Source organism: Rhodanobacter sp. G1 (genome assembly GCF_055397855.1).
Window position 1 is genome coordinate 3,885,050 of the sequence record NZ_AP039674.1, and the last position, 14,412, is coordinate 3,899,461.

The following is a 14,412-nucleotide window of genomic DNA, read 5'->3' on the forward strand; positions in this document are numbered from 1 at the left end:
TGACGCGGCGGGGTCGCCATGGCCTTGCCTGTCATCCTGGCGCAGGCCGGGATCCAACGCCCTGGCTCCCGTAGGTTGAAGTCGCCGGATTCCTGCTTGCGCAGGAATGACGGCCATTTTTCGCGCAGGCAAGGTTTCATGTCCGCTTTCTCCCAGGCCACCTCGCAGGAACGCCGCCGCTTCTGGCTGCTGCTGCTCATCGCGCTGGTGATACTCGGTGCCGGTATCGGCCTGCGCGACCCCTGGCCCTCGGACGAGCCGCGCTTCACGCTGGCTGCGAAGCAGATGGTGGAGAGCGGCGACTGGCTGTTCCCGCACCGCGGCAGCGAGCTGTACGCGGACAAGCCGCCGATGCTGATGTGGCTGGAGGCGGCCAGCTTCGAGCTGGTGCGCTGGTGGCGCCTGGCCTTCATGCTGCCTTCGCTGCTGGCGGGGCTGGGCACGCTGCTGCTGGTCTACGACCTCAGCCGCCGGCTGTGGAACCGCCGCACCGGCCTGTACGCGGCGGGCGGGCTGCTGCTGGCGTTCCAGTTCGTCTACCAGAGTCAGCGGGCGCAGATCGATCCGCTGGTGGTGTTCTTCATCACCGCGGCGAACTGGGGCCTGCTGCGCCACCTGCTGGCGCCGCCCGACGGCGGCAGGCCGGCGAACTGGCCGATGTACTGGTTCGGCTGCTTCTGCGCGGGGCTGGGCGTGATCACCAAGGGCGTGGGCTTCCTGGCGCTGCTGATGCTGGTGCCGTACGCCTGGGCCGCGCGGCGCGGCTGGAACGGCGTGGCGCGGCCCGGCCGCGGTGCGTGGTGGCGCTGGCTGCTGGGCCTGGTGGCCGCGCTGGCGGCGATTGCGCTGTGGCTGCTGCCGATGCTGCTCGCCGCGCACGCGCGTGCCGGCGATCCCGCCTACCCGGCCTACGTCGACGACATCCTGTTCCACCAGACCGCGAAGCGCTACGCGCACGCGTGGCACCACATCCATCCGTGGTGGTACTACGTGCCGATCTTCCTGTTCAGCTGGCTGCCGCTATCCCTGCTTTACCCCGGCTGCCTGCCGCGCTGGCGGCGGGCGCTGCAGCAGGGCGAGGCGCGCGTGCTGCTACCGCTGGGCTGGGTGCTACTGGTGCTGCTGTTCTTCAGCGCCTCGGCGGGCAAGCGCGATGTGTACATCCTGCCCGCGCTGCCGATGCTGGCGCTGGCCTGTGCGCCGTTCGTGGACGAACTGCTGCCGAAGCGCTGGCTGCGCGTGGCCGGCCTCGCCTTCGTCGCCGTGCTCGGCGCGGCGATGCTGGCGCTGGGCGACTACGCGCTGCTGGCGCACTCGTCCAGGGTGGCGCAGTTCGCCGCGCAGCGCGGCCTCGCCGACGGCGGCGCCGCGCTGTGGTGGATGTGCGTGGCGCTGGGCGTGGTGCAGCTGGCCCTGGTCGCCACGCTGCGCGTGCGCCGCGCCGTGTGGGCGGTGTGCGGCGGCATGGCCGCGCTGTGGCTGGCGTGGGGATACCGGGCGGTGCCGCTGCTCAATCCTTCCAGTTCCGCATCCGCGCTGATGGCCGAAGTGCGCGACCATCTCGGCCCGCATGACGAAGTCGGCCTAGTGGCGTGGGTCGAACAGGATCTGCTGATGCTCGATCGTCCCGCCGCCGACTTCGGCTTCAAGCAGCCGTGGCATCTCCAGTTCGCGCATGCCGTGCAGTGGCAGGCGCAGGCGCCGGCCACGCGCTGGCTGTTCGTGCAGCAGCCGGCGATGGGCGACTGCGTGGATCGCACGAAGGCGATTTCCCTCGGCCACGCCAACCAGCGCGACTGGTGGATGTTCAAGGCCGATGCGCTGGTGCCCGGCTGCCTGCCGGGCGCGCAGGTGGATCAGTCGCCGGATGGCGACCCGGACGCGGGGCAGACCGCCCCGTAACCGCCGTAACGGTGTCCTGGCTCGAACGAGGGCCGCTCCGGAGGCGGCGAAAGCGTCGATGCCAGCGCCGAGGCGCCCCACGCCAGCCACCTGACCGCAAGCTTGCCCTGCAGCAGCAGCAGGTAGATCAACGCCGCCGGCACGGCGCACAGCATGGTCTTGCCGAGGTAGCGCCTGGCCGCCCACTTGCCCTGGTAGCGGCGGATCACGAGATGGCGCGACCGCGCGTAGTGGAAGTGCTTGCGGAAGCGCATCTGCAGGCCAGACGCCGTGGATTGCCCCCCCGCATGCAGCACCACCGCAGCCGGCTCGAGCAGGCATTCGTAACCGGCGGCGCGCGCGCGCAGGCACAAGTCGTCGTCTTCGTAGTACAGGAAGAATCCCGGGTCGAAGCCGCCCAGGGCCGCGAAAACCTCCGTGCGCACCAGCAGGCAGCAGCCGCGCAACCACGATGTGCTGCAGGTGGCGTCCGGCACGCGGTACGGCGCCTTCGGCAATTTTTCGTAGAACGCCTGGCGATAGCTCTTCTGCGGCCTGCGTTCGGCATCCACGCTCTGCGGCGCCACCATGGCGGCGGCGGGGTAGCGCTGCAGCGTGGCGAGCAGGGTGCGCAAGTCGCCCGGCCGCACCTCGCAATCGGGGTTGAGCAGCAGCGCGTAGGGCGTGCGAACCTGCGCCATCGCCTCGTTGTTGGCGCTGCCGAAGCCGCCATTGCTCGCGCGTTCGAGCACGGTCGCGTGCGGAATCCGCTGGCGCAACGCCGCTGCCGTACCGTCGCTGCTGGCGTTGTCGACCACGATCACCCTGGGCAACGGCCGCAGGGTCTGCGCCATCGCGTCGAGCAGCGCACGGCTCTGGTGCGTCACGCAGACCACGGTCACCTGTTCCAGGACGTGCTGATCCATGTGTGCCTCATCCATGCGCAGAGCGGCCGGCCGGCAGGCGTCCGGCCACTGGCGGAATGCAGGCCAGCAGCAGGATGAACAGGTGCCGATGCGAGAAGTCTACCCAAAGGCAGTTGCCGAGGCCCGCCACGAAATAGATCAGCAGCGCGCTGGCGTAGATGCCGCGCTCTGGCGCATCCAGCCGCGCGATGTAGCGTGCCAGCGCAACCAGCAGGCCCAGCCACACGAGCAGGCCCGCCAGCCCCTGTTCCGACAGGATCCACAACATCTCCTGATGCGGATGGCCCATCATGAAGCGGTCGAAGTCCGGCAGCCCCAGGATGGATTGCCGGTACAGCGGCTCCCATTGCCGGTAGCCATGGCCGAACAGCGGCGCCGATTCGACGATGGGAATCGTGCGGCGCCACAGTTCGAGACGGATGCCGACCGAGGTGGGCTCGCGCTCGCTGACGTAGGCATGGACGCCGTCCTCCATCGAATGCAGCAGCCGCTGATGGATGATCGGCGTGCACCAGGCAATCGCGGGGACGGCAATGACAAGCGCGCCCAGCGCCAGCAGACCCCGGCGTTCGCGGCGGGCCCAGCGCCAGACCCAGTACAGCGCCAGCGGAACCAGCACCAGGTACGCGGTGCGGCTTTCGATCACCAGCAGCACGTTCGCCAGCGCCAGCACCGCAAGCGCAGCCAATGCGATGCGGCGCTTCCGGCCCGACGCGACGAGGGCGGCCGACAGCGCCATCGCGCCCAGGATCAGCGTGGACAGGCCCTGTTGCGTGTATTCCTTGAACACGGTGTTGCGCATCGCCGGCGTATCGTGCACCACGGCGCGCTGCGGGATCAGGCCGAGATCCATGCCGTAGGAAGCCAGCATCACCAGGCTCACCGAAACCGCCAGCGCCAGCAACGCGCGGCGCCGCCACTGCGACGTCGGCAGCAGCGAGGCGAACACCAGGGGGTACCAGCATGCCCAGATCACGGTGCCGGCGACCGGCCGCACGCCCGTCGCGAACCAGGCATGGAACCAGGCCAGCATGAGCATGGCCCACCACAGCAAAGCGCCGCGCGCGATCGGGCTGCGCGACGCGGCAACCCAGCGTTCGCGCGCATCGCTGCCCAGCAGCGAGAACAGCACGCTCAGCACCACCGCCACGTTGGTCGCGGGCTTGTTCAACGGCACCACGAACAGGCTGGCCACGGCGCACCACCGCCCGGCAACGAGCAGCGTCGCGCGCATGCGGGGGAAGATGGAGTTCATCCGGTTCGGGCCATCCTGGTCAGGAACTTCGGCTGGAGGAGCATGGGGGAAACATCCAGCGAAGATGTTCGGGGATGCGCAGTTTACCGAAGCCACCTTGAATCGCCGCCCACGATCCCCCGCTCAACCGTCCATATCGAGTGCGGTGGCGCACGATCGTTCACGGCACGTAAAGGCAATCCCCGGACACACCCGATGCCGAAACCGGCGCGGTGCGCGGCGCCCCGCGCAAGTCGGCCGGCGGCGTCGCGAAGTCGGCCAGGTGCCCATCGACGCCCAGTTCGCAGCGCACCAGCCGGCGCGCGCGGGTGTCCTCCACCACACGGTCGTTGGGATTGCCCACCACGTGCTTGCGCGTACGGTGGTACAGGTGCGTGGCCAGCGCACTGAAACGCAGGTCGCGCCGCAACAGGCCCGCATGGAACGCGCGCAGGGCCAGTTCGGTGTCTTCGCGTCCCCAACCGGTCATGGTTTCGTTGAATCCGTTCAGGCGCAGCAGGTCGTCCCGCCAGAACGCCATGTTGCAGCTCTTGATGCCGCGCCGCTTGGTGCCCGGGCGCGCATACAGGCACGCCAGCCAGGGCAGGCGCAAGGTGTGCCGCCGCCGTTCGATGCCGCGGTTGAAAAAGCCCGGCGGTTTCGCCCCGTGTTCGAGCATCCGCCGGGTCGCCTCCGCATCGGTGAGCACGCGCGAACCCTGCGCGAAGCAGCCGCGCCGCGCGAAGCGGCGGTGATCCGCCACGAAATGCCGCCCGGCCACCATGTCGCCGTCGAGCAGGATCAGGTAATCGCCCTGCGCCGCCGCGATCGCGCGGTTGCGCGCACGGCTCATGCGAGCGCCGTCGTCGGGCTGCCACACGTGCGCCAGCCGCACCGGGTAATCCGCCGCCATGCGTTCGAGCAGCTCGCGCGTGTCCTGCCGCGAGCCGTCGTCGGTGACGATCACCTCGAACGGCAGCTCGGTCTGGTTCGCCAGCGCCCGCAGCACCAGTTCCAGCGCCTGCGGCCAGTTGTAGGTGAGCACCACCACGCTGATGCGCATGCGGCGCTTGTCGTGGTGTACGGCCGAATGGTCACGCACGGCGCGATCTCCAGCCACGCGCGAGCACGCTGAGCGCGCGCTCCCACTTGCGCCACGGCGGCCACACCCGGCGCACCATCACCAGGCGCACGTAACGCCAGGTTTCCGACCAGGGCGGATTCGGCTTGGTGCGGTATTCCAGCTTGCACATCTCGATGCTGCAGCTGGCGTCGTCGATGCCGGCGACCGCGGCGTAATGGGCGATCAGCGCGCGGGTGTGCAGCAGGTTCTTGTACGCCTGCCGCGCGCTGCGGTTGGAAGACCAGGCGTTGTTGCCGTGGATGCGGTAGTCCACGCTGCCGGTCGGCAGGTAGTACTTGTGCGCGCCCAGCACGCTGGCGCCGTAGACGAGGCAGTTGTCCGGCGAGGTGCGCCAGACGGCACGGAAGGAATCGGGCAGATCCACCGTCTTCCGCGCCCAGTCCGCGCGCATCGAGATCGCCGAGGTCGGCACGCCGTACCAGACGTTCAGCGCATACGTGCTGATGGCGGTGTAGCCGAGATCCACCTCGCGTTCGTGGAAGCGGATCGTGTCGTCGCGCTGGCCGAACGTGCGCATGTCGGTGAACACGAAATCGACTTCGGGGCGCGCGTCGTAGAACGCCCCGATGCGTTCGAGGTAATCCGGCTTCCAACGGTCGTCGGAATCCATGAAGCAGACGACGTCCGCGTCCACCCGCGCGACGCCGACCTGGAAAGCCGCCAACTGCCCGCCATTGTCCGTGCACACGAGGTCGACGCGCGGATCGGCGGCGTAACGCTCGCGCAGCAAGGCGCCCGAACCGTCGGTGGAGCCGTCGTCCACCACGATCACCTGCGCCGGACGACGGCTTTGCGCCAGTGCGCTTTCCACCGCCTCGACCACGTAGTCGCGGTAGTTGTAGCTCGTCACGACCACGGCGAAACGCACGCCGGCAACGGCCCGCGCGGGCGCTTGCGCCACCTTTTCGTGAACTGAGGTTGCCACCCGTCTCCCCCTGTATTGCCGTGTTGCATGATAGCCGAACAAAACCGCGCCCCGGCTTGCACCAGCGCGGAACGCGGCGGCCGGGGTTGCCGCTTCGGCTAGAATCCGCCGCCATGCCCACCCTGTCGCTCACCCTTGCCGTCATCGCCCGCAACGAGGCCGCAGTGATCGCGCGCTGCCTGGACAGCGTGCCGTTCGCGGCGGAGAAGCTGGTGGTGGATTCCGGCAGCGACGACGACACCGTAGCCATCGCGCAGGCGCACGGCGCGCGGGTGGTGCATCAGGACTGGCTGGGTTTCGGCCCGCAGCGCAACTTCGCCACCACGCAATGCAGCCACGACTGGATCCTGGTGCTGGATGCCGACGAATGGCTGTCGCCCGAGCTCGCCGCCGAACTGCAACGTGAGCTGCCCGCCTTGATGGCCGGCGACGCGGCCGGTGCGACCCTGCGCCGCCGCACCATCTACATGGGCCGGCCGCTGCGCTGGTACCGCCCCAGCGTGGGCGAGAAGCTGGCGCGCGTCTACCATCGCGGCCGCGCGCGCTGGACGGATGCGCGCGTGCACGAATCGCTACGCTTCGACGGCCGTGCGCCGCTGTTCAGGGCGCCGTTCGAGCACGCCAACAACCCCACCCTGGTGCACAAGCAGCTCAAGGTGCTGCGCTACTCGGAACTGAAGTGCCGCGACTGGCTGGACAAGCGCAAGCCGGTGCGCATGTGGCAGGCACCGTTCGTGTACCTGCTGGCCTTCCTCAAGGACTACGTGTTCCGGCTGGCCTGCCTCGACGGCTGGCGCGGTTTCCTGATCGCGCAGACCGCGGCCAGCTACGCGCTGTACAAGCGTATGCGCTACTACGAGATGGCGAACAACCCCGCGTCGGTCGCGGAAGCGGCCGACGCATTGGAAAAGCACTACATCGAACGTTGATGTTCCACGCGACCGCCAAGGTCAAAGGCTGCGAGCCCGCTCGGCACGTTCACCTCCTCTCCCCTCCGGGGAGAGGATTGAGGTGAGGGGCCAAGACTGGCCTCGCCCCCTGTCGAAGTGCGCTTCGCTCCGATGCAAGACGTCGCAAGAACCGCCCCTCACCCCGACCCTCTCCCCGAAGGGGAGAGGGAGAAAAGCTAAGCTATCCACCTGTCCCGATCACCCACACCCATGCCCAAGCACTACCTCCTCTACGGCTCCGAACGCTACGCGCTGGCCATCCTGCGCCCGATCCAGGCGGCGATCCGCGCGCGCGGCGACGAGGCGGCGTGGTTCTTCGACGGCCCCGGCGCGGAAGACCTGCACGCCGACGAGCGCCTGCTGACGGTGGCCGAAGTGCGCGCATGGAAGCCACTGGCGGTGATCACCTCGTCCAACGCGGTGCCGCACTTCTTCCCGGGCGTGAAGGTGGAAACCTTCCACGGCTTCGACGCGGGCAAGCCGCGCCACATCTACGTGCGCGGCTTCTTCGACCTGTACTGCACCACCGGGCCGCGCGACACCGCGCAGTTCCAGGCACTGGCCGACCAGCTCGGCCACTTCAGCGTGATCGAGACCGGCTTCCCCAAGATCGACCCCTTCATGCGCGATCTCGGCGGCGCCGTTCCGCCGGTGCGCACCCCGCCGGTGATCCTCTACCACTCCACCTTCTCGCCCTCGTGGAGCGCTGCGGAGACGCTGTACGAGGAAGTGAAGCGGCTGTCGCGCGACGGTCGCTGGCGCTGGATCGTGAGCTTCCATCCGAAGATGAACCCGGAGACGGTGGCCAAGTTCAAGGCGCTGCAGAACGAGCACCTCACCTTCGCCGAGAACGACAACATCCTGGAACTGTTCGGCCAGGTGGACATGATGTGCTCGGACACCAGCTCCGCGCTCAACGAGTTCCTGCTCACCGGCAAGCCGGTGGTGACCTTCGACAACCGCCGCCCTGGCCCGCAGCTGATCGACATCCACGACGCCAGGGATTTCGAGCCCGCGATCGAACGCGCGCTGAGCCGGCCGACCGAGCTGATGCAGGCGATCCGCGCCTACGCCGACGCCATCCACCCCTACCGCGACGGCCGCTCCAGCGAGCGCGTGCTGGACGCCATCGACACCTTCGTCGCCCGCGGCGGCAGGAACCGCCGCGCCAAGCCGGGCAACCTGTGGCGCAAGCTGAAGATCCGCCGCCGCATCGGCTACTGGGGGCCGGCGCGCTGGCCGCGCTGACGGGCGCCGCTCAACGCTGCCGCAAGGGATCGAGCAGGCGCTTCAGGCCGTTGTGGTCGATCTCCAGCATCAGCGCGAGCAGGCGGCCGAGTTCGCCGGGCGGGAAGCCCTTGCGCGCGAACCACGCGAGATAGGCGCCGGGCAGGTCGGCGAGCAGGTGGCCCTGGTACTTGCCGAACGGCATGCGCATCGTCACCAGGCGCTTGAGGTCGTCGGCTTCCATCAGTCCGCCGCCACGCAACGCCCCTGCGCCCACGCGCGCAGCGCGTCCACCTGCTCGCGCATCAGCACCGACAGCGGGCGGGTCTGCGCCAGTGCGGCGCGCAGCGCGGCCTGATCCAGCGCACCGCGGCCGGCGACGTCGTACAGCGCGCTGACGATGGCCTGCTCGATCTCGGCGCCGGAGAAGCCTTCGCTGGCTTCGGCGAGCGCGGGCAGGTCGAACGCCGCGGCATCGAGCTGGCGGCGCTTGAGGTGCATGGCGAAGATGGCCTCGCGCACTTCAGCGCGCGGCAAGTCGACGAAGAAGATCTCGTCGAAGCGGCCCTTGCGCAGCAGCTCGGCGGGCAGCTCGTGCACCGCGTTGGCGGTGGCCACCACGAACACCTTGGACTTGCGTTCGGCCATCCAGGTCAGCAGGTAGCCGAGCACGCGGCGCGACACGCCGCCGTCCTCGCCGCCGCTGGCCAGGCCCTTCTCGATCTCGTCGATCCACAGCACGCAGGGCGACAGCAGTTCAGCGCTGGCCAGCGCCTCGCGCAGGTTCTTCTCCGTCTCGCCCTGGTACTTGTCGTACAGCGCGCCGAAATCCAGCCGCACCAGCGGCACGCCGAAACCGCCGGCGATGGCCTTGGCGGCGAGGCTCTTGCCGCAGCCCTGCACGCCGAGCAGCAGCACGCCCTTGGGCGGATCGAGCACCGGGTCGGGCTCGGCGGCGAGGAACACCGCGCGCCGCCGCTGCACCCATTCGCGCACGCGCGACACGCCGGCGATGTCGGCGAAGCTGGCGGTGGCGTACTCGTAATGCAGCAGGCCCGAACGGTTCAGCAATTCGAACTTGGACTGCATCAGCTCGGGCAGATCCTGCGGCCCCAGCGCGCCGTCGTTGTAGATCAGCTTGCGCACGATGCGCCGCGCGTCGGGCGCGGACAGGCCGAGCAGGTTGCGCACGATGGTGCGCGCGGCGTCGTTGTCCACCTCCAGCCGGCGGCCGTGCTCGCGCTGCCACGCCAGCGCCTCGCCGCGCATGATCGCGGCCAGCGCCTTGAGATCGGGCAGCGCCAGCGGCACGCGCAGCGCCAGCGCCTCAAGCTCTTCCGGCAGCTCCACCTTCGCGCCCACCAGCACGAGGGTGTGCGCGGCGCTGCGTTGCCGCTGCACGATCTCGCGCAGCATGCGCTGGCTCATCGCGTAGCCGAGCAGGCCGTGGAAGTCGAACAGCAGGTAGATGCCGCGCTCGGCCTCGGCGCGGATCGCCTCCAGCGTGCTGGTGACGTCGGCGGACGACGGCGCATCGCGCCGCGCGAAGTCCAGGCGCTGCAGGCCGTCGGTCAGCGTCCAGCGCCACAGCGGGCGCAGCGCCTGCGCGATCACGTGGCGGAAGCACTCGATCACGCGCTGTTCGTCCACCGTCTCGATCACCAGCAGCGGCGTGGCGGCGCGCACCAGGGTGGTGAGGTCTTGCAGTTCGCTCATGCGTCCTCCGTCGGAGCGCGCACCTTAGCAGGGCCGCCGCACGGCACGGCATGGGTATAGGCTTGGGTTTCCGCCGATCCGGAGTCGTGCCATGCGCCTGCCGCCGTTCCTGTCGCTGCTGGTTCCGCTGATGCTGCTCGCCGCGCCCGCATCCGCCGCGGTGCAACTGGACAAGCTCACGCTGCCCAAGGGCTTCCACATCGCCGTGTATTCCGACCAGGTGCCGAACGCGCGCGAGATCGCACTGGGCGCGAAGGGCACGGTGTTCGTGGGCTCGATGGGCGCGGGCAAGGTCTACGCGCTCACCGACACGAAGCACGACGGCCATGCCGACAAGGTGCGCGTGCTCGCCAGCGGGCTGGAGATGCCGGTGGGCGTGGCCTTCCGCCACGGCGACCTCTACGTCTCGGCGGTGAGCCGCATCTATGTGCTGCGCGACATCGAGGATCACCTCGACGATCCGCCCAAGCCAGAGCTCGTCACCGACAAGCTGCCGAGCGAGACGCACCACGGCTGGCGCTTCATCGCCTTCGGCCCGGACGGCAAGCTCTACGTGCCGATCGGCGCGCCGTGCAACATCTGCGACAAGGGCAAGGCCTACGCCAAGCTCACCCGCATGAACGCCGACGGCAGCGACATGCAGGACGTGGCCTACGGCATCCGCAACACCGTGGGCTTCGACTGGCGCCCCGGCTCGCACCAGCTGTGGTTCACCGACAACGGCCGCGACCTGCTGGGCGACGACGTGCCCAGCGACGAGTTGAACCGCCTCTCGCGCGTGGGCGAGCATTTCGGCTATCCCTACTGCCACGAGGGCGACATCCTCGACCCCGAGTTCGGCAAGGGCCATTCCTGCAAGGACTACACGCCGCCTGTGCTGAAGCTGGGCGCGCACGTGGCCTCGCTGGGCATGCGTTTCTACGGGGGCCGCATGTTCCCTGCCAGCTACCGCGGCGCGATCCTGGTGGCCGAACACGGCTCGTGGAATCGCACGAAGAAATCCGGCTACCGCGTGATGATGGTGCGGCTGGCCGGCGACAAGGTGGCCGCGTACCAGCCCTTCATCACCGGCTTCGAGCAGGACGAAAAAGCCTGGGGCCGCCCGGTGGACGTGCAGCCCCTGCCCGACGGCAGCGTGCTGGTGAGCGACGACCTGGCCGGCGCGGTGTACCGGGTGACCTACGACGGCCGCGACTAGCGGGTGCGCTGCCGCATCCCATGCGGCATGCTTCCGCGTATCCCTTGTTCCGGAGTTCCCCATGCAACTGCGCAGCGACAACTTCAGCGACAACCAGCCCATCCCCGCCGCCAACGCCTTCGGCAAACCCGGCACGCCGGTGGCGCTGTCGGACAACCGCAATCCGCACCTGGCATGGCGCGACGCGCCGGAGGGCACGCGTTCCTTCGTGCTCACCTGCATCGACGCCGACGTGCCCAGCCGCGGCGACGGCGTGAACAAGCAGGGCCGCGTGGTGCCCGCCGACCTGCCGCGGGTGGAATTCGTGCACTGGCTGATGGCCAACATCCCCGAGGAGTGCGGCGAACTGGCCGAGGGCTCGTGCTGCGACGGCATCACGCCGCGCGGCAAGCGCGATCCCATCGGCCCGCCGGGCAGCGTGCAGGGCCTGAACGACTACACCGGCTGGTTTGCGGGCGACGCCGAGATGGGCGGCGACTACCTCGGCTACGACGGCCCGTGCCCGCCGTGGAACGACAGCATCGTGCACCACTACCGCTTCCGCATCCATGCGCTGGACGCGGCGAAACTGGAACTGCACAAGGGCTTCACGCTGGCTGAATTGCGCGAGGCGATGCGCGGCCATGTGCTTGCGGAGGCCGAGTTGACGGGCACATACGCCATACGCGCCATGTGACAACGCGCGGCAAGGCAGCAAGCGCCTTCACGCTGGAATGGCGGCCGTTGTGGATGAATGGCGACCGTGGTCGGCATTCGTTCAAGAGGGCAAGGTCATGCTTCACTACGCGCTGGTTTTCCTGATCGTCGCCATCGTGGCCGCAGCGCTGGGCTTCGGTGGCTTCATCGGCGGCGCGGCGGCGCTGGTAGCGAAGATCCTGTTCGTCGCATTCCTGATCCTGGCGATCGTTTCGTTCCTGCGTCGCGCGAAGTGAATCGACCCAACCCCAGCACGAACTCCAAGGAGGCAGCATGAGCAAGCATCCCGCCACCACCGGCAACGGCAGCCGCATCGACGAGAGCGCCGAGCGCATCAAGCAGGCCACCTCCAACGCGGTGGAAGGCACCAAGGAGGCCGTGGGCCGCGCCGCCGACCACGTCGAGGCCAGCCTGCACCGCACCACCGACAAGCTGGCCGCCGGCGCGCACCACGCCAGCGATGCCTTCGACGACGCCAGCGAGCGCGGCCGCGCCGCCTACGACGCCACCATGGATCGCGCCGACGAATGGCTGGGGCAGGTGCGCGACTACGTGCGCGAGAAGCCGGTGCAGTCGATCGCCATCGCGCTGGGCGCGGGCTGGCTGCTCGGCCGCCTGCTGCGGCGCTGACCGCGCATGCAGGAGGAATCGGCGCGCGACCAGGATCGCGCGGCGGCGCCGGAGAACCCGGCGCCGTCCTCGTCTCTGCTGGACGAGCTGAACCGGCTCGCCAGCGCGGTGCGGCGCCTGTTCGGCGCGCAACTGCACCTGCTGGCCGCCGAATTGGGGCTGGCGCGCAGCGCGGTGTCGTGGCTGCTCGCGTCCGCGCTAGTCGCCACCGTGGCCGGCGTGGCGCTGGGCCTGACCCTGCTCGGGCTGGTCGGCGCGCTGCTGGCGTCGTGGTTCCACTCGTGGATCTGGGCGCTGCTGGCGCTGGCCTTGCTGCAAGCCTTGCTGCTGGCGGGCTCCATCGCGCTGTTCCGCCGCTGCATGCACTGGATGAGCCTGCCCGCCACACGCCACGAATGGAGTGCGATGATGCGCGAGACGCTGCAGCGCGCGAAGCGCGACGGCACAGACGGGGACGCGCCATGAGCCTGCCCAGGCAGATCGACAAAGTACGCGCCGCGCAGGCGCGGGTGGCGGCGCAGCGCGCGGAACTGGCTGCGCCGGCGTCGGCGCTGCTGGCGCGCGGGCAGCGGCATCCGCTGCTGATGCTGGGCGCGGCGGGCGGCGCCGGTTTCGTGCTGGGCAGCGTCGATGCATCGCCGTTGCGCGTGCCGGGGCTGGATGCGCTGCTGCGCAGCGGCCTGGCCGGCATGGTGGCGCAAGGCGTGCGCCTGTTCGCCGAACTGGGCGCCAATGCGGCGGACGACGCTTCCGCATGAACATGCCCGATGCCGGCGCCACGGGCGAGGTCGCGGCGGCGCATGCGCACGACCGCTTCGAGCGGCGCAACGTGCGCGGCATGCGCCGCCACCTGCGCGCCATCCGCGTGCTGCTCAATGCGCTGCTGCTGCTGGCGCTGCTGTACACGGTGACGCTGTGCAAGGCGCTGCTGATCCCGCTGGTGCTGGCGGCCTTCATCGGCCTGGCGCTGAACCCGGTCGTCGCCAGCGCCGCCCGCTGGGGCGTGCCGCGCTGGCTGGGCGCCAGCGTGCTGATGCTGGCGCTGATCGGCGGCATCGGCACCGGCATCGGCCTGCTCGCGCCGCCGGCGCTGAGCTGGATCCACGAGGCGCCGGCCACGATCCGCCGCTTCGTGCCCAAGCTCGAACACATCACCCAGCCGCTGGAAGCGGCCAACCGCGCCACCCAGACCCTGGTCAACGGCCGCCCGACCTATGCGCGGCCGCAACCGGCCGACGTGGCGGTGAGCGCGTGGGACGTGGTGTCGGCGGCGCCGAAGGTGCTGGCGGCGGTGCTCACCGTGGTGCTGCTGGTGTTCTTCTTCCTGGTCTACGGCGACCTGCTGCTGCGCCGGCTGGTGGAGATCGGGCCGGACTTCCGCTACAAGCGCCAGGCGGTGTCGGTGGTGCGCGGCATCCAGCACGAGGTGTCGCGCTACATCCTCACCACCCTGCTGATCAACTTCACCCTGGGCGCGCTCACCGCAGGCATCCTGTGGCAGCTGCGCATGCCCGATCCGCTGCTGTGGGGCGCGGTTGCGATGTTCGCGAACTTCATTCCCTACGTGGGCGCTATCTTCACCACCAGCGTGCTGCTGCTGGTGGGGCTGGCGCACTTCGACGACATCGGCCACGCGCTGCTGCCCGCCGTGTGCTTCGCCGGGCTCACCGTGTTCGAGGGCAACCTGGTGACGCCGCTGATCCTGGGCCGGCGCATGCGCCTGTCGCCGATCGCGATCCTGGTCTGGCTGCTGGTGTGGGGCTGGCTGTGGGGCATCCCCGGCGCCTTGCTCGCGGTGCCCATGCTCACCAGCGTCAAGCTGATCACCGAGCACGTGCGCGGCTGGGCATGGTTCGGGCACATGGTGCAGCGCTAGCGGACGGCG

The 14,412-nt window shown here is 69.5% G+C and carries 16 protein-coding genes; 10 read left to right on the forward strand and 6 right to left on the reverse strand.

Annotated elements, in window-relative coordinates; translation table 11 throughout:
* Positions 1–138 precede the first annotated feature (138 nt).
* The gene (locus ACZ5Z2_RS17255) at positions 139–1,902 is read left to right on the forward strand and encodes an ArnT family glycosyltransferase (protein WP_464759804.1); all 1,764 of its coding nucleotides are present in this window, start codon (positions 139–141) and stop codon (positions 1,900–1,902) included.
* On the opposite strand, the gene ACZ5Z2_RS17260 is transcribed toward ACZ5Z2_RS17255, so the two are convergent.
* The 4 genes from ACZ5Z2_RS17260 to ACZ5Z2_RS17275 all read right to left on the reverse strand — a co-directional run bounded on the left by ACZ5Z2_RS17260 (position 1,857) and on the right by ACZ5Z2_RS17275 (position 6,110).
* Complete coding sequence (locus tag ACZ5Z2_RS17260) at positions 1,857–2,807, reverse strand: glycosyltransferase family 2 protein (protein ID WP_464759805.1); 951 nt, start codon at positions 2,805–2,807, stop codon at positions 1,857–1,859. The genes ACZ5Z2_RS17255 and ACZ5Z2_RS17260 overlap by 46 nt on opposite strands.
* 7 nt (positions 2,808–2,814) lie before the next feature.
* On the reverse strand, positions 2,815–4,062 hold the full coding sequence (locus tag ACZ5Z2_RS17265; protein WP_464759806.1) for an O-antigen ligase family protein: 1,248 nt from the start codon (positions 4,060–4,062) through the stop codon (positions 2,815–2,817).
* A gap of 160 nt (positions 4,063–4,222) precedes the next feature.
* Positions 4,223–5,104: a glycosyltransferase family 2 protein gene (locus ACZ5Z2_RS17270; protein WP_464761734.1), complete on the reverse strand. Its 882-nt coding sequence runs from the start codon at positions 5,102–5,104 to the stop codon at positions 4,223–4,225.
* Between the two features lie 31 nt (positions 5,105–5,135).
* Entirely contained in the window at positions 5,136–6,110 is a 975-nt protein-coding gene (locus ACZ5Z2_RS17275; protein ID WP_464759807.1) for a glycosyltransferase family 2 protein, read from the reverse strand.
* 113 nt (positions 6,111–6,223) lie between these two features.
* Here ACZ5Z2_RS17275 and ACZ5Z2_RS17280 point away from each other — a divergent pair, with 113 nt between their 5' ends.
* Both ACZ5Z2_RS17280 and ACZ5Z2_RS17285 read left to right on the forward strand, forming a co-directional pair.
* On the forward strand, positions 6,224–7,039 hold the full coding sequence (locus ACZ5Z2_RS17280; RefSeq protein WP_464759808.1) for a glycosyltransferase family 2 protein: 816 nt from the start codon (positions 6,224–6,226) through the stop codon (positions 7,037–7,039).
* A 231-nt stretch (positions 7,040–7,270) separates the two neighbouring features.
* A complete protein-coding gene (locus ACZ5Z2_RS17285) occupies positions 7,271–8,308 on the forward strand; it encodes a CDP-glycerol glycerophosphotransferase family protein (protein ID WP_464759809.1) in 1,038 nt (345 codons plus the stop codon).
* Between the two features lie 10 nt (positions 8,309–8,318).
* On the opposite strand, the gene ACZ5Z2_RS17290 is transcribed toward ACZ5Z2_RS17285, so the two are convergent.
* Complete coding sequence (locus ACZ5Z2_RS17290; protein WP_464759810.1) at positions 8,319–8,531, reverse strand: DUF3820 family protein; 213 nt, start codon at positions 8,529–8,531, stop codon at positions 8,319–8,321.
* Positions 8,531–10,003: an AAA family ATPase gene (locus ACZ5Z2_RS17295; RefSeq protein WP_464759811.1), complete on the reverse strand. Its 1,473-nt coding sequence runs from the start codon at positions 10,001–10,003 to the stop codon at positions 8,531–8,533. Before ACZ5Z2_RS17295 ends, ACZ5Z2_RS17290 begins: the two co-directional genes overlap by 1 nt.
* A gap of 91 nt (positions 10,004–10,094) precedes the next feature.
* On the opposite strand from ACZ5Z2_RS17295, the gene ACZ5Z2_RS17300 reads away from it, so the two are divergent.
* The 7 genes from ACZ5Z2_RS17300 (at position 10,095) to ACZ5Z2_RS17330 (ending at position 14,403) form a co-directional block, all read left to right on the forward strand.
* A complete protein-coding gene (locus tag ACZ5Z2_RS17300; protein ID WP_464759812.1) occupies positions 10,095–11,201 on the forward strand; it encodes a PQQ-dependent sugar dehydrogenase in 1,107 nt (368 codons plus the stop codon).
* A 61-nt stretch (positions 11,202–11,262) separates the two neighbouring features.
* Positions 11,263–11,877 (forward strand): YbhB/YbcL family Raf kinase inhibitor-like protein, encoded by a 615-nt coding sequence (locus tag ACZ5Z2_RS17305; RefSeq protein ID WP_464759813.1) that lies wholly within the window; start codon positions 11,263–11,265, stop codon positions 11,875–11,877.
* Positions 11,878–11,974: 97 nt separating this feature from the next.
* Positions 11,975–12,133, forward strand: coding sequence for a DUF1328 family protein (locus tag ACZ5Z2_RS17310; protein ID WP_464761735.1), 159 nt, complete (start codon positions 11,975–11,977; stop codon positions 12,131–12,133).
* Positions 12,134–12,170: 37 nt separating this feature from the next.
* Positions 12,171–12,527, forward strand: coding sequence for an ElaB/YgaM/YqjD family protein (locus ACZ5Z2_RS17315; protein ID WP_464759814.1), 357 nt, complete (start codon positions 12,171–12,173; stop codon positions 12,525–12,527).
* Between the two features lie 6 nt (positions 12,528–12,533).
* Positions 12,534–12,992 carry an ABC transporter ATP-binding protein gene (locus ACZ5Z2_RS17320; protein ID WP_464759815.1) on the forward strand — a complete coding sequence of 153 codons (459 nt, stop codon included), beginning with the start codon at positions 12,534–12,536 and terminating at the stop codon, positions 12,990–12,992.
* Complete coding sequence (locus tag ACZ5Z2_RS17325) at positions 12,989–13,285, forward strand: hypothetical protein (protein ID WP_464759816.1); 297 nt, start codon at positions 12,989–12,991, stop codon at positions 13,283–13,285. The genes ACZ5Z2_RS17320 and ACZ5Z2_RS17325 overlap by 4 nt, the downstream gene beginning before the upstream one ends.
* Positions 13,282–14,403, forward strand: a complete 1,122-nt coding sequence (locus ACZ5Z2_RS17330; protein WP_464759817.1) for an AI-2E family transporter — start codon at positions 13,282–13,284, stop codon at positions 14,401–14,403. The genes ACZ5Z2_RS17325 and ACZ5Z2_RS17330 overlap by 4 nt, the downstream gene beginning before the upstream one ends.
* Positions 14,404–14,412: the final 9 nt, after the last annotated feature.

Coding starts and splice junctions, on each gene's coding strand:
- ACZ5Z2_RS17255 (WP_464759804.1), top strand. CDS start 139: ATGTCCGCTTTCTCCCAGGCCACCTCGCAGGAACGCCGCCGCTTCTGG.
- ACZ5Z2_RS17260 (WP_464759805.1), bottom strand. CDS start 2,807: ATGGATCAGCACGTCCTGGAACAGGTGACCGTGGTCTGCGTGACGCAC.
- ACZ5Z2_RS17265 (WP_464759806.1), bottom strand. CDS start 4,062: ATGAACTCCATCTTCCCCCGCATGCGCGCGACGCTGCTCGTTGCCGGG.
- ACZ5Z2_RS17270 (WP_464761734.1), bottom strand. CDS start 5,104: ATGCGCATCAGCGTGGTGGTGCTCACCTACAACTGGCCGCAGGCGCTG.
- ACZ5Z2_RS17280 (WP_464759808.1), top strand. CDS start 6,224: ATGCCCACCCTGTCGCTCACCCTTGCCGTCATCGCCCGCAACGAGGCC.
- ACZ5Z2_RS17285 (WP_464759809.1), top strand. CDS start 7,271: ATGCCCAAGCACTACCTCCTCTACGGCTCCGAACGCTACGCGCTGGCC.
- ACZ5Z2_RS17290 (WP_464759810.1), bottom strand. CDS start 8,531: ATGGAAGCCGACGACCTCAAGCGCCTGGTGACGATGCGCATGCCGTTC.
- ACZ5Z2_RS17295 (WP_464759811.1), bottom strand. CDS start 10,003: ATGAGCGAACTGCAAGACCTCACCACCCTGGTGCGCGCCGCCACGCCG.
- ACZ5Z2_RS17300 (WP_464759812.1), top strand. CDS start 10,095: ATGCGCCTGCCGCCGTTCCTGTCGCTGCTGGTTCCGCTGATGCTGCTC.
- ACZ5Z2_RS17305 (WP_464759813.1), top strand. CDS start 11,263: ATGCAACTGCGCAGCGACAACTTCAGCGACAACCAGCCCATCCCCGCC.
- ACZ5Z2_RS17310 (WP_464761735.1), top strand. CDS start 11,975: ATGCTTCACTACGCGCTGGTTTTCCTGATCGTCGCCATCGTGGCCGCA.
- ACZ5Z2_RS17315 (WP_464759814.1), top strand. CDS start 12,171: ATGAGCAAGCATCCCGCCACCACCGGCAACGGCAGCCGCATCGACGAG.
- ACZ5Z2_RS17320 (WP_464759815.1), top strand. CDS start 12,534: ATGCAGGAGGAATCGGCGCGCGACCAGGATCGCGCGGCGGCGCCGGAG.
- ACZ5Z2_RS17325 (WP_464759816.1), top strand. CDS start 12,989: ATGAGCCTGCCCAGGCAGATCGACAAAGTACGCGCCGCGCAGGCGCGG.
- ACZ5Z2_RS17330 (WP_464759817.1), top strand. CDS start 13,282: ATGAACATGCCCGATGCCGGCGCCACGGGCGAGGTCGCGGCGGCGCAT.